This is a genomic window from Psychrobacter aquaticus CMS 56 (genome assembly GCF_000471625.1).
GTDB lineage: Bacteria > Pseudomonadota > Gammaproteobacteria > Pseudomonadales > Moraxellaceae > Psychrobacter > Psychrobacter aquaticus.
This window is the reverse complement of record NZ_AUSW01000032.1, coordinates 45,505-70,515: the sequence shown is the minus strand read 5'-3', so window position 1 is coordinate 70,515 and position 25,011 is coordinate 45,505. Positions and strand designations below refer to the sequence as shown.

The 25,011-nt window shown below is 43.6% G+C and carries 19 protein-coding genes; 3 read left to right on the top strand and 16 right to left on the bottom strand.

The genetic code is table 11. The features are described 5' to 3' along the window. Positions 1-50: 50 nt before the first annotated feature. Together M917_RS08925 and secA are read right to left on the bottom strand one after the other, a co-directional pair. The gene (locus M917_RS08925) at positions 51-596 is read right to left on the bottom strand and encodes a hypothetical protein (RefSeq protein ID WP_021814483.1); all 546 of its coding nucleotides are present in this window, start codon (positions 594-596) and stop codon (positions 51-53) included. A 250-nt stretch (positions 597-846) separates the two neighbouring features. Continuing rightward, entirely contained in the window at positions 847-3,645 is a 2,799-nt protein-coding gene (gene secA, locus M917_RS08920) for a preprotein translocase subunit SecA (RefSeq protein WP_021814482.1), read from the bottom strand. A gap of 428 nt (positions 3,646-4,073) precedes the next feature. On the opposite strand from secA, the gene mutS reads away from it, so the two are divergent. Beyond that, positions 4,074-7,181, top strand: a complete 3,108-nt coding sequence (mutS, locus tag M917_RS08915) for a DNA mismatch repair protein MutS (RefSeq protein WP_021814481.1) — start codon at positions 4,074-4,076, stop codon at positions 7,179-7,181. Positions 7,182-7,341: 160 nt separating this feature from the next. Then, positions 7,342-7,665: a ferredoxin FdxA gene (gene fdxA, locus M917_RS08910; protein ID WP_040642440.1), complete on the top strand. Its 324-nt coding sequence runs from the start codon at positions 7,342-7,344 to the stop codon at positions 7,663-7,665. A gap of 92 nt (positions 7,666-7,757) precedes the next feature. Here the strand turns inward: fdxA and M917_RS14220 are convergent, their stop codons facing one another. From M917_RS14220 to M917_RS08840, 14 genes are all read right to left on the bottom strand, one after another. Continuing rightward, on the bottom strand, positions 7,758-8,267 hold the full coding sequence (locus M917_RS14220) for a pilin (RefSeq protein WP_021814479.1): 510 nt from the start codon (positions 8,265-8,267) through the stop codon (positions 7,758-7,760). A 133-nt stretch (positions 8,268-8,400) separates the two neighbouring features. Further along, complete coding sequence (locus tag M917_RS08900; protein WP_021814478.1) at positions 8,401-9,594, bottom strand: serine hydrolase domain-containing protein; 1,194 nt, start codon at positions 9,592-9,594, stop codon at positions 8,401-8,403. 112 nt (positions 9,595-9,706) lie between these two features. Then, positions 9,707-10,186, bottom strand: coding sequence for a pilin (locus tag M917_RS08895; protein WP_021814477.1), 480 nt, complete (start codon positions 10,184-10,186; stop codon positions 9,707-9,709). Between the two features lie 302 nt (positions 10,187-10,488). Then, a complete protein-coding gene (locus tag M917_RS08890; protein WP_040642469.1) occupies positions 10,489-10,953 on the bottom strand; it encodes a type IV pilin protein in 465 nt (154 codons plus the stop codon). Beyond that, the gene (locus M917_RS08885) at positions 10,950-11,456 is read right to left on the bottom strand and encodes a type IV pilin protein (protein ID WP_021814475.1); all 507 of its coding nucleotides are present in this window, start codon (positions 11,454-11,456) and stop codon (positions 10,950-10,952) included. Before M917_RS08885 ends, M917_RS08890 begins: the two co-directional genes overlap by 4 nt. Before the next feature lies 1 nt (position 11,457). Then, positions 11,458-15,570 carry a pilus assembly protein gene (locus M917_RS08880; RefSeq protein WP_021814474.1) on the bottom strand — a complete coding sequence of 1,371 codons (4,113 nt, stop codon included), beginning with the start codon at positions 15,568-15,570 and terminating at the stop codon, positions 11,458-11,460. Positions 15,571-15,670: 100 nt separating this feature from the next. After that, a complete protein-coding gene (locus M917_RS08875; RefSeq protein WP_152513969.1) occupies positions 15,671-16,438 on the bottom strand; it encodes a PilX N-terminal domain-containing pilus assembly protein in 768 nt (255 codons plus the stop codon). A 47-nt stretch (positions 16,439-16,485) separates the two neighbouring features. Continuing rightward, positions 16,486-17,577, bottom strand: a complete 1,092-nt coding sequence (locus M917_RS08870; RefSeq protein WP_021814472.1) for a PilW family protein — start codon at positions 17,575-17,577, stop codon at positions 16,486-16,488. A gap of 1 nt (position 17,578) precedes the next feature. Then, the gene (pilV, locus tag M917_RS13720; RefSeq protein ID WP_021814471.1) at positions 17,579-18,169 is read right to left on the bottom strand and encodes a type IV pilus modification protein PilV; all 591 of its coding nucleotides are present in this window, start codon (positions 18,167-18,169) and stop codon (positions 17,579-17,581) included. Continuing rightward, the gene (locus M917_RS08860) at positions 18,169-18,669 is read right to left on the bottom strand and encodes a pilus assembly FimT family protein (protein ID WP_021814470.1); all 501 of its coding nucleotides are present in this window, start codon (positions 18,667-18,669) and stop codon (positions 18,169-18,171) included. The genes pilV and M917_RS08860 overlap by 1 nt, the downstream gene beginning before the upstream one ends. 338 nt (positions 18,670-19,007) lie before the next feature. Beyond that, on the bottom strand, positions 19,008-19,787 hold the full coding sequence (locus M917_RS08855; RefSeq protein WP_021814469.1) for a ComF family protein: 780 nt from the start codon (positions 19,785-19,787) through the stop codon (positions 19,008-19,010). Between the two features lie 21 nt (positions 19,788-19,808). Further along, on the bottom strand, positions 19,809-21,260 hold the full coding sequence (locus M917_RS08850) for a phospholipase A (protein WP_021814468.1): 1,452 nt from the start codon (positions 21,258-21,260) through the stop codon (positions 19,809-19,811). A gap of 517 nt (positions 21,261-21,777) precedes the next feature. Then, positions 21,778-23,928: a protein-disulfide reductase DsbD gene (gene dsbD / locus M917_RS08845; RefSeq protein ID WP_021814467.1), complete on the bottom strand. Its 2,151-nt coding sequence runs from the start codon at positions 23,926-23,928 to the stop codon at positions 21,778-21,780. Between the two features lie 221 nt (positions 23,929-24,149). Beyond that, positions 24,150-24,605, bottom strand: a complete 456-nt coding sequence (locus M917_RS08840; RefSeq protein ID WP_021814466.1) for a protein-disulfide reductase DsbD domain-containing protein — start codon at positions 24,603-24,605, stop codon at positions 24,150-24,152. Between M917_RS08840 and M917_RS14435 the strand changes: the two genes are divergently transcribed. After that, positions 24,604-24,798, top strand: coding sequence for a hypothetical protein (locus tag M917_RS14435; RefSeq protein ID WP_021814465.1), 195 nt, complete (start codon positions 24,604-24,606; stop codon positions 24,796-24,798). The two genes, M917_RS08840 and M917_RS14435, sit on opposite strands and share 2 nt — an antisense overlap. Positions 24,799-25,011 lie beyond the last annotated feature (213 nt).

The following is a 25,011-nucleotide window of genomic DNA, read 5'->3' as shown; positions in this document are numbered from 1 at the left end:
ACGCGTACGTGCTTTTTTTATGGCTCTATGGTGCTGTATAATATTTAGCTTTACACCGCGCCTTCTTCTGTTTTCTTACATTCATAAGTGCTTACGTTCGTTGCATCTGAGCCAGCGGTACGCATTACGCCTGTTTCTCGATCATCATGAGCGACACGCCATTGTACAAAGCCTTCGCCCCCATCAATAGCACTCTCCCCTTCAAACACTTCAGGATTGATAGCATCGTTGGTCTTAATCAACGTTACTGTGCCTTGGGCAGTGCCAATAACGACTTGGTTCTCAGCATCCTTATAAGTGGCCTCGACCTTCAGTTCTGGTGAGCATAAATAAGTAATCTGGTTCACGCTAGTATTGACGGAGGCCACTGTATCACCTTCAACTTCATTGAGAGATGCATCTTCAGTATCAACCACTACATCACTGGGTTCTGCGGGCTCAGCAGACATCGGTACTGACTGCTCGGAACTGATACTGTCCTCTAAACTTGGCTCTGTCTCTTGTTGTTGCTGACAGGCGCTGAGGGTCAATGCGCCAGCAAGTAGGCCTGTTAGGGCGACAGAAGCACGCAACTGTTTTAATAATTTTACATTCATTACACTCTCCCAAATAAATATGTTAAACACTATAGCGTGTCCATAAATGCACGCCTATGTTGAATTTGTAAGTAATCACTACAAAGTCATCCATGATCTTAAAATCAACGTTTCTTGTCCATCATAAATAACCTTAACCTTTTAGCAAACCATATAAAAAGCCTCTATCTGTGTTAGATAAAGGCTTTTTATTACTGCTTCATGATATTTTTAGCAATTTTGATTCTTATTATGAAAATGAGAACACGCCCTAGATTTTACCATGACATTGCTTATACTTGAGTCCTGACCCACAAGGGCAAGACGCATTACGACTAATATTCATACCAGCATATGGATTTGGCTCACTAGCATTGTCACCACTACCAACCATAGCGCCACTCATACCAGCAACAGCAACGCCACCAAGATTGCTATTTTGGGCTTGCGGCTGACCCGCTGATTTATTTGCATTGCTGTCCAAATTATCAACGTCATCATGTTCGAACTGCATTTGCATATGAGCGGCATTCTCACGTTGCTGAATCTCAAGCGCTTCTAGCTCTTCTTTGGTTGGAATATGCACACGTGATAAATCTTGCACCGTTTCAGACTTGATGGCGCCCAGCATCATTTGAAACAACTCAAACGACTCCCGCTTATATTCTTGCTCAGGGTTTTTTTGGGCATAACCGCGCAAATGAATGCCTTTACGCAACTGATCCATCTGCGTTAAATGCTCTTTCCAATGTTTGTCGAGACTTTGCAACATGAAGTGACGCTCAAGCTGGGCGGCATCTTTTTCGCCCATTTGTTCACGACGACCATCATAACGATCCAACGCAGTTTGGATAATTTTTTCACGAAGGCCTTCTTCATCCAGACGGCGATCACCATCCAACCAATCGTTGATCGGCATCGAAATCTTGAACTCGTCCTCAAGCTCATCCTCTAAACCGTCCACATTCCATTGGTCATCAACAGAGCCTGGCGGTATAAACTGACTGATCATGGCATTATAGACTTCATGATGCATCACTTTGATGGCTTCGAGCAAATCCATTTCTGCCAGTAAGTCGTCACGCTGACCATAGATAACTTTACGCTGCTCATTAGCGACATCGTCATATTTCAGCAGGTTTTTACGAGCATCGAAGTCACGGCTCTCAACTTTACCTTGAGCGTTCTCAATCGACTTAGAAACCATTTTGTGCTCAATGGCTTCGTCTTCTTTGAGACCCATCGCCCGCATCATATTGACCACGCGATCGCCTGCAAAAATACGCATTAAGTCGTCTTCAAGCGACAAAAAGAAGCGCGACATACCGGGATCGCCCTGACGGCCCGCACGACCACGCAACTGGTTATCAATACGGCGCGATTCATGACGCTCTGAACCAACAATATGTAGGCCGCCAGCAGCCACTACTTGGTCATGCTTGACTTGCCACTGTGCTTTTAGGCGCTGCATCTCTTCCTTACTAACGGATTCTGGATCTTCGATAAACGATTGCCAGTTACCCCCAAGGATAATGTCGGTACCACGACCCGCCATGTTGGTGGCGATAGTGACAGACTTTGGACTGCCTGCCTGTGCGATGATTTCTGCTTCACGCTCATGCTGCTTGGCATTTAGCACGTTATGCTTTACGCCTTCTTGATCCAGCAAATAAGACAACTCTTCACTGGCTTCAATGGTCGCTGTACCCACCAATACTGGCGCGCCTTTGGCTTGAATCTCTTTGATTTCGCGGATGATGCCTTTGTATTTGCCAAGCTTGGTTAAGAAAATTTGGTCATCCATATCGATACGCGCAATCGGCTCATGCGTTGGAATAACGATGACGTCTAAGTCATATGTTGATTTAAATTCTGCCGCTTCGGTATCAGCCGTACCCGTCATACCAGATAACTTGTCATACAGACGGAAGTAATTCTGGAATGTCGTCGTCGCCAACGTTTGGTTTTCTGCTTGAATATCGACACTTTCTTTGGCTTCTACCGCTTGGTGCAGACCTTCTGACCAGCGGCGGCCCGGCATGGTACGACCGGTGTTTTCATCAACGATGACGACTTCACCATCATCGACGATGTAATGGACGTTTTTGACAAACACATGATGGGCACGAATGGCCGCTTGTACGTGTGCGAGCAGTGGCAAACGGCTTGGGCTGTACAAACTTTCGTTTTCGCCAAGCTCGCCGACTTCGATTAAGAAGCGCTCAATTTTCTCATAGCCTTTTTCGCTAATTTCAATCTGGCGGTTCTTTTCATCGATCCAAAAATCTTCTTCTTCATTATTCTTATTGGCTTCTTCGTCTTTTGAACGGATCAATACGGGAATGATGGTATTAATCAGCGCGTACATACGTGACGAATCTTCGGCTTGACCCGAGATAATCAGTGGCGTACGAGCCTCATCGATTAAGATAGAGTCAATTTCATCAATGATACAGAAGTTTAATGGACGCTGTTTTTTCTCTTTTAAACTAAAGACCATATTATCGCGCAGATAATCAAAGCCGTATTCGTTATTGGTGCCGTAAGTGATATCAGCTTGATAAGCATTGATCTTTTCTTGTGGCGGCTGCTGTGAGTAAATCACACCGACGGTCATACCTAAAAATCCGAACAACGGACGGTTGAGCTCCGCATCACGCGCAGCCAAATAGTCATTGACGGTGACCAAATGGACGCCTTTACCGCTGATGGCATTGAGATACATGGCCAAGGTACCCATCAGGGTTTTACCTTCACCGGTTTTCATCTCAGCGATTTTGCCTTCGTGCAAGGTGATACCACCGATCAGCTGCACGTCATAATGACGCATACCATTGACACGTAATGACGCTTCACGGCAGACCGCAAAAGCCTCTGGCAATAGTGCGTCTAAGCTTTCACCTTTTTGATGACGCGCTTTAAACTCTTCGGTTTTTTGTTGTAGCTGCTCATCAGAAAGTGCTTGTATGTCAGTCTCATGTGCGTTGATCTTACTGACCACTTTACGCATACGCTTTAGTTCGCGGTCATTTTTGGTGCCAACGACATTGCCTATAATCTTTGATAACATAATTTTTTGACCTATGGAAATATTCGATAATTGGTGCGCATTAGCCAACGCTTAGCTTGCCGCTTTGTCATTCCAGTAGCACTGACTTTTTTTAAATCAGATCGACTATATTTAATACAATATCGCCCAATTAATTGTGACGTTATTATATATGGTTATCGTGCCGATGGATACAAGGGTCAGTGGGCAGATATTTGTCCGCATCAAATCAAGGCTGAGCATGTTAAAATGACGGATAAATTGTATAGTCGATACCAAATAAAATAGACACACGACATTATGACGCGGAACTGGTACAAATTTTTCTTGCTTGCTGTGCCTACGCAGACAGAGGCTACAAAAAATTTACTCCAGTCCCGCTAACGCTTTTTTATATTGGCCTAACTGTATCTAAATTCATATCAGACCCGTTAAATAAGAGATTTTGCATGACCGTCAAACCAGTTGCTCAAAACCTAAATGCTGCAAAACCTGCGCCCAAAAAATACGCTTTATCAAATCAAGACGCCACTGCCCACTTAACTTCCAATCCATTAACTTCTGACCGATTAACCATTGGTGATGCCGTTTATCACTTAGCAGACCATACGCCGATGATGGTGCAATATCTAACCATGAAAGCCAACTATCCACAAGCCTTGCTACTGTACCGGATGGGTGACTTTTATGAGCTGTTTTTTGATGATGCCAAACGTGCGGCGCAGATATTGGACATCACGTTGACCCGCCGTGGGACGGATAAAGCGGGCAACACGATTGCGATGGCAGGTGTACCTTTTCATGCAGCTGACAGTTATATGGCGCGTCTGATTGCCGCTGGTCAAACGGTGGTGGTTTGCGAGCAAATAGACGAATCAACTACTGGCCACTCGCCTGACATGGGCGACAAGCAAAAGAAAGACAAGAGCAAATCGGCAGCTGGTAGTATCATGCGCCGTGAAGTAGTCAAAACACTAACCGCAGGAACAATTACCGATGATGCACTGATTGCGCCCAATCATACGCCGACTGTGGTCGCCATCGACATCGAGATACCTAAATCAAACAGCAAGCAGCCTTTGCAAGCGGCCATCAGTCAGATGGATCTAGCAGCAGGCACGCTCACCACCCAAACGCTGAGTGCACAGAACGACAACAGTGAGGGACTGCAAACCCAAATGCTCACGGTGTTGGCGCGCTTTGCCCCTAGTGAATGCATCATTAGCGAAGCGCTCAGCGAGAACGCAGGTGAAGATTGGCTGCTATGGTTACGCCAACATCTTGACTGCCCTATCATAGAAGTGGCGGCCAATGACTTTCATCGTGAGCATGCCAGTGCAACCCTTTGCCAGCAATTTGACGTACAGCGCCTTGATGGCTTAGGTTTAGGATCAGGTATTGGTGACACGCCACTTGCTCAAGCCAGTTGTGCAGCGCTTATTCACTATGCGCGGCAGACCCAGCAGCGTCATGTGCCGCAAGTCAATCAACTCATCATCGAGTACAGCGATGATTATTTGATTATTGATGCCAATAGCCAGCAAAATCTTGAATTATTTGCGCCTGTCAGTAGCAATGGCACGTCCTTAATATCGGTATTGAATCATTGCCAAACCCCGATGGGACGACGATTGCTCGTGCAGCAAATGAAGCGCCCGCTCCGTCAACATAGCCGTATCAATCTACGCTTGGAGGCGATAGCCAGTCTATTACGTATAGACAATCCATCTGACCGTGATGAAAAACCCAATCAAAAACTGGCAGATAACGCCCTCATCACAAGTTTGCGAGAGACACTCAACACCATCGCCGATATGGAGCGCATCAGTAGTCGTATCGGTCTGATGAGTGCCAAGCCGCGCGATCTGCGCAAGCTGGCTGACGGCATCAAAAGTAGCGACCAGCTGACCACCCTACTGAACACTTTATTAACGGAGGCTGGCATTGCTCATGAACATAAGGGTTTGTTACCAATGCTCATGCAGCAATTACCCGCCCAGCTACCAGCCGTACAGTCTGCCTCTGAGTTGATTGAACGCGCCATTGTCGTAGAGCCACCTGCTCATATCCGTGATGGTGGCATGATAGCCGCAGGTTTTGACGAAGAATTTGATCGTTTGACCCACCTGCATGACAATATCCAAGTCACTCTAGATAACATGCTAGAGTGCGCGCGTCAGGACAATAATTTGCCCAGTCTCAAGGTGGGTTTTAATAAAGTCAGTGGCTTCTATTTTGAACTCCCCAAAATGCAGGTAAAAAATGCGCCCGCGCACTTTATCCGTCGGCAAACACTCAAAAGTAGCGAGCGCTTTATTACTGACGAATTAAAAACGGTCGAGACAGAATATCTGAGCGCGCAGACATTGGCTTTGACACGAGAAAAACAGCTGTATCAGGAGCTATTGACCACGTTAAGCAGTCATTTAGCCGACCTGCAACAATTGAGTGCCGCTGTCGCGCAAATAGATGTACTCTGTAATTGGGCAAAACTCGCTATCGATTACCATTGGCAGCGTCCAGTCATGGGTGAAGAATCGAACAACACATCAAACCCTAACAATCAAACCAGTGTCGACATCAAACAAGGTCGTCATGTCGTGGTTGAAGCCGCCTTAAATCCAGCGAACACCAATCACACCGTCCATAAAAACATCAGTCACCAGCCTAACCATCACACCAGCCGCTTTGTCGCCAATGACTGTGCATTGGGCAGTACGGACAGTCCTGAAAGACTGCTGATGATTACTGGGCCAAATATGGGTGGCAAATCGACCTATATGCGTCAGACGGCATTGATCGTCCTACTCGCGCATTGCGGCAGCTTTGTTCCAGCAGCGCAAGCTCATATCGGCGATATCGATCGCATCTTTACGCGTATTGGCTCGGCCGATGATTTGGCTGGCGGCAAATCCACCTTTATGGTGGAAATGATTGAGACCGCCAATATCCTTAATCAAGCAACAGCGAAATCATTGGTACTCATGGATGAGGTCGGACGCGGCACAGCTACCACCGACGGTCTGGCCATCGCTCATGCTTGTGTCAATCGGCTGGTAGAGATTGGCTGCCTGACCTTATTTGCCACCCATTACTTTGAGCTGACGCAATTGGCACAGCCTACTAATGACCGTCACCATAGCATTCATAATGTCCATGTCGCTGCCAGTGAAGTTGATGGTCAATTGCTCCTGCTGCATCAAATCAAGGAGGGCGCGGCAAGCTCCAGCTTTGGGCTGCATGTGGCCAAAATGGCAGGTATCCCGAATCAAGTATTGAATGATGCCAAACGCTACTTGATAGATAATCTAAAAACTCCTGATGATAAAAATGAATTAGCTAAGTCAGTAACGGATAAAAGCCAACAACCGACTCATCATACGGCAGAAAAAACCACGGTCAGCCATGTTGATAAAAATCAAACTACGGCTGATATTCCACAGCAAAATCAGCTGTTTAGCTTGCAAAATGAGCTTCGTGCCATTGATCCTGACAGCTTAACGCCTAAGCAAGCGCATGACCTGCTGTATTATCTCAAAAAAATCATTAGTCACTAAAGGGAATTGTCAAATAGCCATAAAGGCGCTAAAATACGCTTTATTTTCAATCTATTCTATGTAGCCCTTATAATTGATTCACTATAAAAGAGGTTAATTCGATAACTCTTTTGTAGTGGATTGACTGTATTAGCCAAATCAATAACAGGTAGACATTACTATGACCTTTGTCGTTACAGATAACTGCATTCTTTGCAAATACACCGACTGTGTGGAAGTCTGTCCTGTGGACTGCTTTTATGAAGGGCCCAACTTTCTCGTCATCGATCCTGATGAGTGCATCGACTGCGCGCTATGCGAGCCTGAATGTCCGGCCAACGCCATCTTCTCAGAAGATGAAGTACCAAAAGACCAAGAGATGTTCACTCAGTTAAATGAGGAGCTGGCACAAAAATGGCCGAACATCACTGAGATGAAAGAGCAAATGCCAGAAGCAGCTAAGTGGGATGGTGTGGAAGGTAAGATTCAGTATTTAGAGAAATAACCTTCTCCTTGAAGTATCTATATATCATTTCAATAAAAAACCACCTAGCGGCGATATGCTTCTAGGTGGTTTTTTATTGACTACAAATGAGCTTAGAGACTGTCGTTATAAGTACATGAATCTGGCAAATAAACAGCCTCTATATTGCTACTACAGCTCCAAGATCCTGCACTAGTACGCATCCACTCTACCTTTTTACCTGCCAATTTTGGGTTCACTTGCGTCGATACTGTCGCGGTGATACTAGTTGTCAATGTTAACGGGTTACTCATCTGTGCCACACCCATATTATTAGGCAAAACTATTCCTACTTGTGAGCCGCCTACTATCAGATTGGAAGCTGATGCCCGTGGATCACACTCATCAGTCCCTAACCCAATCACTGGCCTACCCGTCTGCAAACACTCTTCTACTGATAATCTCAGCTGCCCTAACTCATTGATTACTCTAGTGGCTTGAGTCTTACCCACATATATTTGATACTGCGGGATAGCAACCGCCGCTAAAATACCAATAATGGCCACCACAATCATCAGCTCAATCAAAGTAAAGCCCGATTGCCGCATCAAGTGACGATTTTGGTTCGTTTTGAGAGAGGACATAGTTGTGATTTCAAATTATTAATATAAAGCTAATAGTGCACAGACTATGCCATCATAACTGTGAATATCATCAAAAAAACCAACCATGACAGACGGCTTATTTGATGAGATGAATGGTTAGGTATTTTATTATTCAATCACTTATCTTATTATATAGCATCATTTTTACTTTGTTGCTGCCCTCTACTCCCTCATTTGAGGTGCCATTGCTCAATAGCGCCACGATGCTACCGTTGTCACTTATCGCGACCAATGAAGACAATCCCAATAAATTACCATCTCTATAATAGACCATTGGCAATTTTGAATTTGCCTGATAAGGTATCATGGCATATCCATAGCACTCTGCTATTTTGGTAAAATCGCACTGTGCTTTTTTATCTATAGATAATACGTTTGGTGATGACTTGGTAACCATTTCATGTGCTTTCTGAGCAAGCTCAACAGCATTCCCAGATAAACCTGCTGCCGAAGCTAAACCTTCATAATCAAATGCTGTATAAATATTAGCAACGCCAGTAATGCCAGTTTCAACATAGTTATAGAATACCTCATCAGCCATTGCCGCATTCGATACAAAGCGTAAATTAGTATTTGCAAAATCGTATTGTTGCGCAATGATATCGGTATAGGGTTTATCCCCATTCAGTCGACTAATCACTTCTCCCAATAAGCAATATCCTAGATTAGAATAACTGCTTTTGCTATCAGGAGTAAAGCCAAGGGTAATGTTATTAAGCGCCTGTAAATGATTGGGGCAAATATCCTTGCCAATGCCAAACATATCGTTACCAAACACACTATAACGGTCAAATCCTGCACGATGTGAGAGCAATTGGCGAATGGTAATATCGCTAATACGTGCATCTTTTGGATTATTAATATCAGTTATGACATCAGCCAGCTTGGTATCTAGTGATAGTTTACCATCTCTAACTAACGATAGAATGGCATCTGCTGTCCATAACTTAGTCACACTGGCATAGCGAAAGCGCGTATCCTCAGTCACAGTGTCTGATATCAATGGATACTGTCCGACATAACCATTCTCACAGTGGTAGAGCTGCCCTTGCGGATCAATATAAGCAATTTGATTGGCAGGGGCATTATTATTGCGAGTCTGATATTTTAAAATATCCGATAGCCATGCTGGACTATTATCACTACAACTTATTTGGTGAACAGATAACTCAGCGCGTATTGGGTAAGTTTTGAACCAAAAATGATTACGTGCTTGCGGATTAGCATAGTAATAGCTAATTAATAACACAGAGAATAATAAAGTAATCGTCAGTAAGTAATCGTATTTGTTTAAGTTCCTAAACATATTTCATATTCTTTAGATAAAAATATATAAAAATTAGAATAAAAAAAAGAGACTATCAAAGTCTCTTTTTTATTCCAACATTAGCTCAACTAATCTTTTGAATTACAAAAAATTATGGAGTAGCAGGGCAACCATTTGATTCATATTTAGCTTCTACAGTAGTACTACATGTCCAAGTACCTTCTCCACTACGTGCCCAAGTTACAGTCTCACCAGCGATAGCACCAGAAGCACTTTGACCAAATTCAGCTACGATAGAGGCTTCGTTAGTAGCCGCATCCATACTAACCGTTGGCATACCAGTATCAGGTGTGTTTGTTACAGCGGCGCCTTGTAGATTAGAAGCAGTCACACCTAATGAACATTCAGTAGAGTTAGCAGGATCACCAGTGTTAATGATGCTAGCTGTACGACCACTATTATAACAATCTTCTACCGCTGTCTTTAGGTTACCAGCCTCGCCTACTACACGGCTGACTTGTGATTTAGCGATGTAAGTCTGATATTGGGGAATAGCAATTGCCGCTAGAATACCGATAATAGCAACAACGATCATTAGTTCGATTAGGGTAAAACCTTTTTGAGTGTTCATAGACTTTTCCTTTTGGATAATATGGCAATAGAATTATTATCTAACTGCCAGCTATAAATATAATGTTTTTCTTACTATAGATACTGCAGATAGTGTGCCAATATTAAAATTAGCATCGTTTTGATCAAGATTCGTTCGATAAGCACTATAAATTGTCATTAAAATCAATTAATGCTTTTTTTATCATTAATGATAGCCAATGTTACGCTCAAGCTACTAAAAATTGTCAACTATGTTTTCATTTAACAACAAAAGGTAACTGACTATGACAATTTTTGTCAGATAATTTGAATACTCAACACTTATTGCCATTCATCATCCACACCACATGTAATACCTCGGCATTTTTGTCCAGTACTGGACAACGTAAGTGTGCCATCTGTTGACATTTGACTGCCTACTACTGGAGTCGCGGTAATCGTCCAGTTTCTACCAGCTAACTGTGTATTCGCTGCATTTCTTGGAGTAGCTGCAACTGTGTACAATGCTGAACCTGTTGCTGGGAATGAGGCACTACCATCAGTTGCCACTGCACCTGAGAATATAGCAGACAGCGGTATATTATCGTAGCGTTTGTAATTGATTTTATTGGACTCTATCCGCCCAGCAATCTGTTGCATCTCTGCCATCATGTCAGCTCGCTTTGTCTTTATGACATAACTCTGATAACTGGGATAGGCCACCGCTGCTAGGACACCTATGATAGCAACTGCGATCATAATTTCTATCAGTGTAAAGCCCGATTCTCTTTTCAACGATACTGTCACCACGTCTCTCCCCCTGCCCCGCAATTGGCGGCGGTAATAGTAAAGCTCACATTATTCGCACAGCGCAGACCTCGGCTAGTAATCTTAAAGCTATCCGCACCTGTGAGATCAACGGGTGTTGCCATCATTACCCAGTTGGTAGCACGCCCACTTCCTTCATGTAGTGTATTAAATGTCGGCGTGTTACCTGTAATATGTCCGAGCCTGATAATATAGCGTGGATTGGTAGTAGGCTGATTGATCGCCCCTGTATTGTCTGCGATAGCATCTGATTGAGGTTCAAAACCCTTATAAGTCAGGGCTTTGGCACGCCATTGTTCAAGCTCAACTGATAATGACAGCATTTTTCGCTGTACGTCTGCTTCAGCATTGCGAATGACGTAGGCGCGATAACTCGGTACCGCAATAGCAGCTAGGATACCGATTATCATTACAACGATCATCAGCTCTATCAGTGTAAAACCTGACTGCATAGCATGACGGCTGCTGTTTGTAGGTAGCATCTTAGTTTTCCATCCAGCTCAATGGGTTAATCCGCTGATCGACATTGATACCAGCATCAGGACCACAGTCAGGGCCTACGCACTGATTAACATCACTACAGTCATCTCCTGTACAGATGACTTCTGGTTTGCAGTCATCGCCCTCACAATAGTTTTTCAGTGATGTGAAAGTAGGGGTGTCATTGTATTGACTAACGATATTATCGACGATACCCAAACCAGCACTATACGATGAGCGAGGTGTAAGTATTTCGGATTTTGTGCTGTCTAAGCAAACACCGTAAGGCAAACACGTACGCTCTCGTTGTGTTTCTCCGATTACACCTGCACTACAGGCATTGGGATCTTGACCTTCATCTGGGTTAAAAGAAGAAGATATCAACACACCAGCGATCGCATCTGGTTCATTGAACATTTTTAGCTTATATTTGCCGCCCGTTACTGCATCTTGATCCAACCAATGAGTTAAAGGCATATACCAGCCTTGAATGGTATTGTTCTGCATACGGGTTCTGATACCACTTGTACCCAGATCTGCGTTTGTAAAGGTGAGCTGTTGTAGATTGTCATTTCTTGCACTACCACCTGCAACCTTGGTAATTGGTGTACGTAAGTTAAGCGTTGGTGCAGTGTCTGTACCATAATGAAACAATTCATTACGGCTGACATCTTTGTCTAAGACACTATACAAGGCATTGGGCTTATTTCTTGTAGCCGTGACAGGGTTACTACGGTCTCCTGTACCCACTGTCACGATCGCTTGTACACCTGAGTATTGGCCTGTCTTATTATCATCATCTCTATAAGTATGCGTCCCATTATGGAAGGTAATCAATGGGCGCTCATAAATGCGAGGCGGAGCATCATCACCTGTGACCTGATCGCTGACATCGAGTATTTTTACTACACGATCTACTTTAAAGTTAGCCGTATCTTCGTTGTTGTTAATATCAGCTCGCCATACCTGACCACCCAAGTCAGCAAAGTAGATATGATCAATTAAACCGTCGTAATTACGATCCAAAGCCCTGACTTGAGTTACCACACTATGTTTTAGATCAGCTGCCTTAGAATACTGTAATGATGGTGAGCGAGAGGTAGTGCTTGTACCATCATTACTTGCCCACCATAAAAGTTTGCCATTGTCCGCAGATGTTTTTACTGTTTCTTCTTTACTTGTCGCATCTGTTTCGACTTCACCTACTTGCACCATATACATGGCGTTGCCTTGTGCCGCAGTTTTACTACAAGCGACACTTGTGTTAACCGTTGTTGCCAGTTTAAACTTTGGATCTTCATAACAGGCATCATAACCACCAGGTAAAAAGCTCACCATAACTTTTTTACCACCACTTTTGACATAACCAAGCGTGGGCTTACCCCACGTCTGTCCCATACGGGCATAGGCTTTTTGGTCAGCAGTGGCTGTTGCAGCACTAGTAATAGCGCTATTACCATTTTTGACGCCACTGACATCTGTAGTGAGTCCTTTTAAGCGATTGGCGTAGTTTGAGCCCACGCTATAGATCATTTTAGGTGCTTTAGGGTTTGAGACATCAAGGGCATAATACATTGACCCACCCATGCGCAGACCACCCAAGGCAAAGCTCTGGGCAGCTTCGTAGCTGTTTGTGGTCTGCGCAGTTGCACCCGATCCTTCAGTAGTCGATTTTACTGTGTAAGAGGCATAGGTCAGCCAAGGTGCATCCACTCCATAAGGATAACTGCCATCTTTAGCAGTACCATTACCCGTTATGGCAGCAGGCTGCAGATCTAGTATCTGTTTTGGAATAAAGGTAAATGTTTCTTCACCCGTACTATCGTCTAACATATGTAGCGCACCGTCCATCGAACCATAGAGGACATAATCTTTACGACTACTTAAATTAAACTTACCTGATGCATCAACATTTACTTTCTGAGTAATCAGTTGCGGTACAGAGTGTAAAACCCCGCCGATATTTTTTAGGGATTTGTTTTGAGTAGTTGCAAGATCTTTACCATCTTCTACAGTGGTATTTGCCGGTACGCCATAACCCATAAAGTTTAGGAGGGTAATTTTTTGATCATTGGTATAGTTTGGTAGCGGGTTTGGTGTGGTATTGGGTTTACCAAAGTTGTTAGGCTTTTTGTCTGCACTAACTGTTAGATTGACAAGCGCACCTCCACTATCAACAAATAGATTACGGTTACCTATAGCAGGCGGAATCGCATTTTCAAACACTTTCTGATAAGCACCGCCCACCTGTGGCTTGGCTTGATCTGGTCTTAGAGCACCTGAGAGAGTATTCCACAAGTCATGGGTATTTTTGGCGAACTCTCCCTCTTCACTAGTAAAAACAGGATTGTTATCTGCCCCAACCAGCGTTGCATCTTTTACTTTGTATTTTTTAAGGTTGCCATTCCATAATAATGGTGATTTTGGTACTGGTTCAAGTATTGGCAGATAGGCAAATCCACGCGACTTAAGCCCGCCGAGACTATCTAGTGGTACTGACATAGTCCCTGTTGATATGGGTTCAATGACATTATTGCCTAAACCCCTTACAAAGGTTTTAAGGCTATTTGAGACCCCTACTGAGTCGCTGGTGAAGAAAGAGCCACCATCACCATAGCCGTATGCTTTTTCACCAAGCTTACATAGGTTGCTCGCATCTTTACTGACACCAGTGGCATCACAGTTATAGACGCTTATGGGTTTACCCTCATAGATCTTAGTGATTTTATCCGCATTTTCAATGGTTTTGTATACACTACCAAAACCAACAACTGCCGTTCGGATTGGTATTTTCTTAGGATTACCTACGTTAATCAGTGATTGAGAGTATTCACCAATACACTCCCACGCAGGTCTGTTTCCTGCGCTTGAGGCAAACACTGATCCAGCAGACAATAGATTGGAGTTACAAGATGAGCCCATAGACACCGACCCACCTGAGAGGCTATTGTTCATCAGACCTAAGGTGCTTTGCTCTGTAAATGAGTTGTTTGGCTCACCATCAGTCAACATAAAAATACCGTGCGCATCACACTGTGCTGTGGTGCTGCTTATTGGTGACTCATATCTGGTCTTGTCTGGAAGTTTTTTGCTGCTGTCCACAGAAAGCGAAAAGCCACTCCACTTATCATTTTGTATTTGGCTGTTACGTTTTTGAAAATAATAGGTTCTACCATTTATATCGTACTGTTGGTCGAAACCACCCAGTCGGCTAGTCTCTAAATTATTACTATTATTTTGGAGTCGATCGTAATCACTGTCACTTCTACAATCATAGTATTCATAACCATTATAATTTGTCTTAGTTGACTGATACTCTTCACATTTGTATAGGTAGTACTTTGTATTGCGGCCTCTTCTTACGCTAAAAGAGTAGCCTACTAGATAGTTGGCCTCTTCAAATCTTTGTGTATACGTTTTTGTCCCAAGCATATACGCACCAGCCTCTGCGTAGGCATTGGCTAGTGGCGTATTGGTTTCTGGTCTTAAAGCAATGATTTTGTCTAAAAACACCTGTCGATTATCTAGCGTGAGAGCTACCGCAGGTGAATCTATCTTACCGCCGCCCTCATCTGATGAGCGGAAGAAAAAGCTACCCAAACCAATTTTATATTTACTAATATCAGCATCAGACCCGAACCCTTGGTCACTTTTGGGGTTAGCAAACATAGGCATTAATGCCATCTTCAAGCGTGATATCCGGTCATAATATTTTGTCGTGCCCGATTGACAGTAGTTAACTGAATAACTTTTGCTGGTAGTGGTTGGCAGTCCGTTATTGTCATGGACAATCTGCGTTTTGGTTTCTGTTTGGACTGCATTGGTAAGATAGATACCATTAACATTACAGTAATATCGGCCATTATTAGCAAAATTGACACTAAATCTGTCGCTATAGTCAGCACCTATGCTTCTCTCATTCATACTACCTGAATTGTCAAGCATCATAGTGACAACAACACTGCCTTGCGTTGGCGCTTGATATATTTCTAAATCGCTTGCATGACTGGCAGCGCTCGTCATACATGTTATGACTGTAGCTGATAGCAATGTCAATGCCCATTCTTTCACAATAGGGTGAGAGGTGTCGTGTCTGGATTTACGTGCGTTTTTCATAATAACCACCCATATTATTTGATTATAGAATAGATCTGGCCGTTTTCAGGTAAGTCTATTTTCTAAAAAATCTTGCTCATATACATGCTATGCAACTTGATCAACTGCCAGAGACACACTCCGCACCCTTAGGCTGGTCTACATACTGCTGTTGATGCGTCTGAAAAGGTACGCCTAATGCGGCAAGGCAGGTATCGACGGTCGCTGCTCCTGTACGTGGTTGTTTAAAACAACCTGCAATTGTTGCTGTCCCTGTACTACTTGCATCACCCAGTGGCACATCAGAAAAAGCAGGTATGACCGATGTTGCGTAACCTTGAAACTTAGTACAACCAATAGTAGCGTTGCCGCCTGTTTCTGGTTTTGCAAAATCACCTGAGTAGGTACTTACTACCTCTCTTACAAATGCACCCTCTGAACTTGAGTCATCAGGTCTGACAAATGACAACTGTGTGATAACTCTACCTTCGCTTACATAATCATTACTATCGCTAGGGTTACAATATCCATTATTTCTGTTTGTCATCAAACCACCATTTTCGTTGCGCTCACTGATTTCAAGAATACTGAATAATCGGGTGCTACGTGGTCGCACGCATAAACTCACTTCGTGTCCAGATCGTTCTATTTTTGACATGTACATCTTGAGAGTATCGACACTCTCTTGGCTACCGTTTAGAATACGATCTTCTTTTTCTACTTTCATGAATGCCGCATCATTTGCTTGAAACAAAAGCTGATTGACTTGACCTGCTGTCGCTACTTTAAGGTCAGTGGTACTTTGTCGAACTGCTACCGCCCCTACAATCAATATTAATATCAATACTAATAGTACTACGACGAGTACCGCACCAGACTCACTATTCATAGTAGTTATACTTATTGTCTGTCGCTCTGTTTTGATCTGTTTTTTCATTACAACCCACCTCTCGCATTGCGAATCAGTACAGTGCTTTCGTATACATTACGCAGGTTTTTTGGTCCAGCTACTGTTGCAGAGTTCAAGCTTTGACTACTTTTATCGAGTATGGTAAATCTCAAGGTACTATTTGCTTGAGCCGTTGCAGTTGGATTGTCTGAGCGTGCCAATATGCCAAACTGCATACCAAAAATACGCCGATTATTGAGTGTATTAGCGTTTGCTGGTATTGGCATGTAAGCAATACGAGCGCCAGCAGGATCAGTTGCAAAATCTGTACTGGACGATATGCCCAACATTACTCTGAAGTAGTCTACATTAGGAATAATGACCGTACCCGAACCTGTTAGATTATTAGCCGTAGGACTTGTTTCGCTAGGAACTGTGTATTCTTTTATGTCAATGCCCGTGCTACTTCCAGCAACAGCTTCATCATAACTGTAAATAGCTGAAGCACATGCCAACCCTGCATCTCGAACAAAATAACGCTCAATAACATAAAAACTTTCTGGTATTGCAGCACCTTCACAATCAAACATATTAGTAGAACCTGCCTGATACTGAATGGTTAGCTGATCACTGTTTGCTATACCATTCAGATTACTTTTGCTTTTCGCTGACTGATTCTGTGACAGCCACTCTGATGAAATTGCAGCTCCGTTTAACACTAAACCTGATAAATTATCTGTTAACCAGTTTTTTGGCGCTCCGCTTACTGCACTGACACCATTTGGTGCGGTCAGGACAATGCCACCTTGAGGCGTTCTATGATTCATAAAATACTCATCAAACGTTGCTGTTGGCTTAGCACCATAGTTGGCGCGCCTGATATGCTTTTGCATTTGTGACAAGCCAAAAGTTGCATTATCCTGAATCTGTGAGCTAGCTTCTTGTCTACGGCTGTTGACGGAACTGGTATAGAAAATCTGAAGCGCAGCAGCTGATATCAGCAGGCCTAGTACCAGTGCTATCATCAATTCAACCAAGGTAAAGCCACCTTGACGGGAAGACGATATAGTAAAGGCGCGCGAATCATCACTTAAACACACCGTATTGGGCTTGATAGATCTATGAATGCTTGTTTTCACATTATATCTCCATCATCATACAAGTTGCTTTGACGTGGTAATTACCACCAGCTGCCTCTACACTATCGTCTTCACCGATCACTCTTTCGGTAAGACAGTCAGTTTCATCATCTGTACCGATGGTAGGTGTAGTTTCTCCCCATGCAGAAATGAGACAGTAAGAGAACATAATGTTGGTTGCAGCATCTGTACCTGTACCGCCTGTATTTGGGCAAGGGTGCATCTGAATCTGAAAATCATAGTTAGCCAGTTCTGCTTTGAAGAGATGGCTTTCAGCTACTGCAGTCTCTGCTGGCGTACATAGAGCTACTACTGTCTGACCATTTAAGCCACATTGACTGGTTGGTGCGCTGTTAGGAGTAGTAGCATTTATCTGGTTTTCGTACGTCGTTATACCAGAAGGATTGGCGCGTATCTTTTCAGCTATTGTTCGCATCATTACCAGAGACTGAGTGCGTTCATATGCTTCATTTGTCGATTTAATAGCCTGTCCTTGCAAAGCAGTATAGCCAAGTACTGCTACTGTCAATAACAATAGCGCGACCATAACCTCAATTAATCCCACACCCTTCTGTCTAGACTTAGTTATCATCAGCAGCCCCCAAAATGTGTGGTATCAATATTAGCGATTTTATTAACACGTACTTGCCCAAGCGTTTCATTGCTAGAGCCGCTATCGCATATGGAATACAAAATTTCGTCGTCACCTGCAATCAGTTTATTGGGCTGAAAAACAACTGTCGTTACTGTTGTAGGTGTAATACTTATCGTACTGCTTGTACTAACAGTATAACTAGATATGTTGTTTCCATTGGCTTGCAAGGTAATACTTCTCGGCGTAGCAGAGGCATCGTATACAACACTGACGTTTTGTCGACGGATGATACTTTCAGCTTTGGCTTCTTTTAGAGCACTTTCTATTACAGAAGCAGTCGATTTAACACGCTGATTGGCAAGCTGCGTACTGATATTGGGCGCGGCAATGCTGACAATAATAGCCAGTACAGCAATCGTTACCATCAGCTCTATCAGGGTAAATCCTGAGCTAGTCATGCGTAACTTGCGTGGTAAACTATTTACAGATGCGTTCACATCAGGTTCCTATTGATAACTGCCATTTCTGTCTAGTATTGACTTAAAAATCATAAGAAATATCTTGTATTTTCAGATCATTGAGCCGCATTTTTACCTATATGTCTTGAATATTATGCAATTTTTGTTCCATTACATTTACCAACCTTTTTATACAAAAATAACAGCTACATCAAAATAATACCCACTCTCTAGAGCCATGTATTTCTATTGATTGTTTATCATTTGGCAAACAATTTTGTAGGCGCTAATAAATTAATATATGTCATTTTAACAATATAGCGTTAAGGTAACACGTTAGCAATATAATAATAATTGCAAACCGACAAAATCAGATATTATGACTGGCTACCATGAGCCAATGCATAGGCAGACAACAGATATTGATGCGAGACATGTTGATCCGCCGTGAGCGAGCCAGTAGATTCATATAGAGCGCGCGATAATGCTTGTAAACTCGCGCCTGTCGTTGCAACGTCATCAAATAGTAGCAAGCGCTTGACGGGTGGTTTTTCGACCAAAGTAAAGGCGTTGTCTAAATTACGTAACCGTTCGGCACGGGTCAGTCCTTGCTGACTGAGGGTATTATCAATACGTTTTATGCCATGCCAAAGTGGAATCTGCCAATGCTTAGATAGCTGTGCGGCTAAAATACTGACAGGATCGAATCCGCGTTTGACCAATCGTTGGTCGGTGGTCGGCATGGCGATAATGACACTGTTATCAGGGTGGCAGCCATGAGGGCGTGGTAATTGGCGTAAGATATGTAGCAACAATGGCAGCTTGGTCATATCTTCATGGTGTTTAAACGCGCGAATGGCTTGACGCATTGGATAGTCGTAATAGGTAGCAGCCTGAATAGACAACGCCATGCCAGCAGCAATATCGACCTCAAAGGCTTTTGGCAGCCATGCAATACTATGGTGACAGTACTCACAGAGCAGCCCGCTATTTAGGCATTGAGCGATTTTTTGGCGAATATTGGGGAATCGTAAATGGTGAGCTGGCAAAATCTGAGAGTGAGGCATGCTACGACAGACACGACACAGCTGGCAGCGTATGTCGACATACTCTGCCAGCCACAATCCGGTTTGATAAGGAGCTAAACGGCGCATCATATATTTGACGTGTTAAGAGGATTAAAAGCCCTTAAAGTCATTTAATACAATACCGAAGCCGATAGACGTGTTTTCGTGGTTATAATCAATGATGGATTCACCATAACCTTGGAACAACTGCACATAACCATTGACGTTTTCTGTCAAAGGATACACATAATCAATTTGCGCTGCACCTTTATTGGTACTGGGATTATAACGCAACGTGCCGCTCAGGCTTTTTTGATTTGGCAGGTCATACAAGAATTTGACGTCGCCATAGCCCATATAATCTTCGATATCTGGGTTGTCCTCACTGTCACTACTTTCGTTATTGACTCGAGCCCACAGACGCGGTATCACTGATAGCTTGCCCCACTCCGCACCTGCCATCAGATAGGCACGGTTCCATGAACGTGATAATGGATCGCTTTGTCCGTTAGAATGATGAATTGCCCCTGCGCCCAACATACGCAAGCGACCACCAAAGGGTAGGTCTGCCGACACAGGCTGCGTCAAAAATATCTCGGGCTGATAATCGGTAGCACGGAATGGACGTGATTTATCTTCGTTATACACCTGCCAATGCGACTCTTGCGTATAACCAAACCACAAATCGGCACTGGTATCAAACAAATCTTCTGCCACTTTGGTCTTTAACGACAGCTGGAATTTCAGCTCAGTATTACGTATGTCATTAGAATCAAAAGACTCCGTTTCTTGTGACGGTGAACTGGGATCTAAATTGGGATCAAAAGTATAAAACAATGGCAATATATAGGTCGGGCGATAAGGTCTTACCGTCCAAGTACCGCGCTCACTGTTTTTATCAAGATCATAGGCCAAACTAAGGGGTGTATATTTTTCAATATCCGCCTGAGTGACACCGATATCTTCTAATACCTGCGCTTCTCTTTGACTCAGCCCAATCGTGTCTAAACGTTCAGTATCTGTTGGTTGACTTGCAACCAAGCCCGTTGCGGTATTATTAGCACCGGCAATAGTGTTGCTCTCTTCTACAAAAACCACTTGAGGGTTACCCTCTATGGTCGTTCTAAATGTTTTTGCCAAATCTACCGACTGCTTGGGTGGTGTATAACTTGGTATCTCATCTTGTTCAGCGACTTTATCAAAGCAAGCCAAACGCGCGGCACTGGTCTGTACTTGCGTACACTCAAAAAACAATCTTGCTTGCTCGGCAACAAAACTTTCACTAACCATTTTGCGCTTTTTCGTCGCTGTATTAACGTTTGCTGACGGCTCTTTAACAGCCAGTGTCGCATCATCGTTTTCATACTCAAACGCAGCTTCTGGTACAGGCAATTCATTATAAGTTTGGGCGTTATTGGCAGCTTGAGCTTGTCCCATAAAACAAGTCAAAGCTATCCCAACGGCGATCGTCAAGTAATGCTTATTCATTTGAGGTAATATAGGTTTTTGGTGCGCTTCGATAAGCGGCGTAGACTGACGCTGTAGAGCAAAATGGGAAAGCATAAATGTCCTTTGTCTGACTGACATCATTGTCAGCAGAGTATGTAGGCTAATGAATATGATCAGTAACGCCATTGCTAAAATAGGATAAAAGCTCAAATAAAATCAATGACATTTAGACATAAAAAGCAGTCATTACCGTGAGTAATGCGTCTTCAACATTGTTGCTTTATTGTAATGAAAATATGCGTAGGATACTAGCGTTATCGCTATATAATACCAATGAAAATGAACAGAAGTAATGCTAGAGCAAGTGCTTAGTATAGAGACTATAAATATAATTTAGTGGAGCTAAAAGAGCCAACATACTATTGTCATAGCGTGTTGGCTCTTTTACATCATGGTGGGCAATCAAATTTAAAAAGGATACAGTACTACTGGTATAGATTTTCGCAGAATCTGTCGCGTTTGCAAAACCCAAGCAAGAAAATCATATCAGCAGTACGTTACTATGAACGACGCTTTTTTATTTTAAACAGACTATAACTGCCATAAAAGGACTTACTCATTTTGTTACGTATCAGTTATTAAGTGTCGTCAACGTCTGCTCAAACTCTGAACGACCGATTTCACCTACTTGTTGGTCAACCAATTGACCGTCTTGATAATATAGCAATGCTGGTGGTCCAAATAACTGATAGCGCGCTAAAATTGCTTTAGAATCGGCGGTCGTCTCTGTGATATCAAGTTTCACTAATTGCCAATCCTGCATTTGTGCTGGACGATTATGAAATAAATTTTTATCCATAATACGGCATTCAACACACCAGTCAGCGGTCAAATCGACAATCACTTTAGGGTTGGCAGCAATAATAGTATCTAACTCTGCAAGCGTCGTGATACGTTTGTCTGTGGCATTACTAGCTACTGACTGGCCAGAGCCCGATGACACCATTGGCACCGCGCTCAATGACGCAAGCGGATGTAGACTGTCATCATTACCCAGTGCCGCTCCCACGATCAAACACACCGCCCAAATACCCGCGATGAGACCTAACGCTTGGGTAAGCATACGACCTTTGCCCAGCCAGCTCCACGCCCATGTGGCAACGACCATAAACCATAGTGCCCATACCATCAGCATCACGGGTGAGATAAAGACCCGTTCAATCAATAGTAGCGCAACAGCAAACAGCAATAAGGCAAACCCTTGCTTGACCCAATTCATCCACTCGCCCGCTTTTGGCATGATCTTGCCTTGGGTAGCACCAATCAAAATAAGCGGCGCTGACAAACCAAAACCAAGCATAAATAAGGCGACAAAACCAAGCAGCGGACTACCAATCGTCGAGACTGCCAGCAGTGCGCCAAACAATGGTGCCGAGACGCACGGTGACACCACCAGCGCTGACAAAAACCCAGCGATTAAACTACCGCCCGTGCTACCAAGCTTGCTATCCCCCGCTTGACTCAAGCCCTGCATCTTACTACTGATGGCTCTGGGTAAACGAACACTAAACACACCCAGCATATATAATGCCAGCAGCACAAAAACGACGGCAAAACTGATGAGAATAATGGGGTTTTGCAACCAACCAATGATTCCTAGTGACTCACCAAACACAGCAATGGTAGCCCCTAAAATGCCATAAGCGGTGGCCACACCAATGGCATAACTGGTGGTTAAAATAACACCGCGTTTTACCGTTGGATTTTTCTGACGGGCAACGATGTTAGCGACGATGGGCAGCATTGGTAATACGCATGGTGTTAAGGCCAAGCCCAAACCTGCTAAAAACAACAACACCAATGCCAACCAAGGATGAGAACCCAGGCCAAAAGGATCACTGTCAACGATATTATTAGCAGCGGCACCTTCATTGGTCGCAGTATCACCTACTGCCGTATCATTTGCTCCAGAAATCGTATTGGTAACAATAGAATCTTCATCTATCAAAGCATAATCAATAACATCGTCATCTGATACTGCGGGCTGTGTTTCAGGCGTGAGATCATTCGCCGCTGTTAGATTGGTCGTGGCTGATGTCGTCACAGTACTAGTAGCAGACTGAGAGTTATTTACCAGCGTGTCGTCGCTAGTGGTAGAGTTTTGAGCAGCACCACTGGCAGTATTTACCGCAAGTGGTTGCGAGGTAGCAGCGATATTGACCGTGGTTGTAATCTTTTCAGGTGGATAGCAGAGTCCTGCTTTGGCACACCCTTGCCAACCAATAACCACTGGCGCATTGTCCATGCTTTTGCCACTACGATTGCTCAAGGTCGTAGTGGCGACCATATTCGCCTGGTCAAACACCGGTACTTGCCCAAAGGTTGGGTCATCAATGGATACCGGCGACTGACTAAACGTAAAAGGAGCAGCCGTCACGCCAGCCGGCAAAGTCAGCTTGAGCTGATTTTTATAAACATAATGCTCAGGCGTAATATCAAAATTAATGGCCAAGCGTGTGCCCGACGTGGTGGGCTTACTGCTACTGCTGACTTGAAACGCTTTATCTACTGGCAAAAATTTTGTTTGCGCGGCGCTTTGATCGTTACCAAACAGAGTGCCCAATCCTGCTGCCTGCGTCGTCACTGACGTGGCCATCACTCCTGTAGCGACCAATCCTGATAGCAACGAGCTGCCAGTCAAAGCAAATGCTAATAGATAAGACTTTTTAGAACGACGATTAACTGTTAGCGAGGAGATTTTTTCTATTGGCTGAATGGACATAAAGGGCTACCTATTTATTGCTAACATTCTATGTATTACTGCTATCTAAGTCGATCTATAGTCGATTCTAAATGAAACAAATACATTATATTCCAACGCAGGACTGGTACAAATTTTTCTGGCTTGCTCTGCCTTCGCAGCTCGATGCGGCGAAACTTCTCGTTTAAAGATAAGCATTCCAGTCCCGCTGACTCTTCCTTATATTGACCTGACCATATTCTCTATTTGCGTGTTGCAGCGATGTTAACCGTGGTTTTGATCTTCTCTGGTGGGTAGCACAGTCCTGCTTTTGCACAGCCTTGCCAACCAATCACAATCGGCGCATTCTTTGCGCCTTTGCTATTATTGGTAGTCAGCGTGGTGGTGGCTACCATATTTCTTTGGGTAAAAACGGGCACTTGCCCAAAGGTTGGGTCATTAATGGAAACGGGCGATTGGCTGAACTTAAATGGACTGGCCTTTAAACCCTTGGGAAAACGTAAAGTGAGCTGATCTTTGTAGACATAATGACCTGGCGTGATGTTAAAGGTAATCGATAGCTGCGTACCTTTAGCCGTCGCTCTAGTGATGCTGCTCACTTGAAAGGCTTCATCAACTGGCAAAAACTTTGACTGCCCAGCACCATTACTGCCAAACAGTTCACCCAACCCTGCCGCCTGAGCACTGATAGGAATCATGGATAAACCTGTCAGCAACGAAGCATTTATCATGACAAAAGCAAGCAAGCAGGACTTTTTAGTAGTGCGTTTATTGAGGGCGGCTGGTTTTGATATGAGCATTTTAATGAACATGAGTGACTGCCTTTTTGATTGTTCTTTATTTATTGATAAAAAATATCAACCAATAAAGCATTTATTGGTTGATAGGTAACGATGAACAGAAGGACTTTTATCGACAAAAATCATATAGTCAATCCAAAATAAAAATGGTGCACCCGTTAATTATGTTCTACTGGTATAAATCTTCCTCGCTGGCTGCTTACAAACGTGACAAATGCTCCATAAAATTCACACCAGCAGAACGGCAACCTTTTTAAAGTGGATCACCTATATATCAAACACCCAGTCGTTACTCATGGATTTA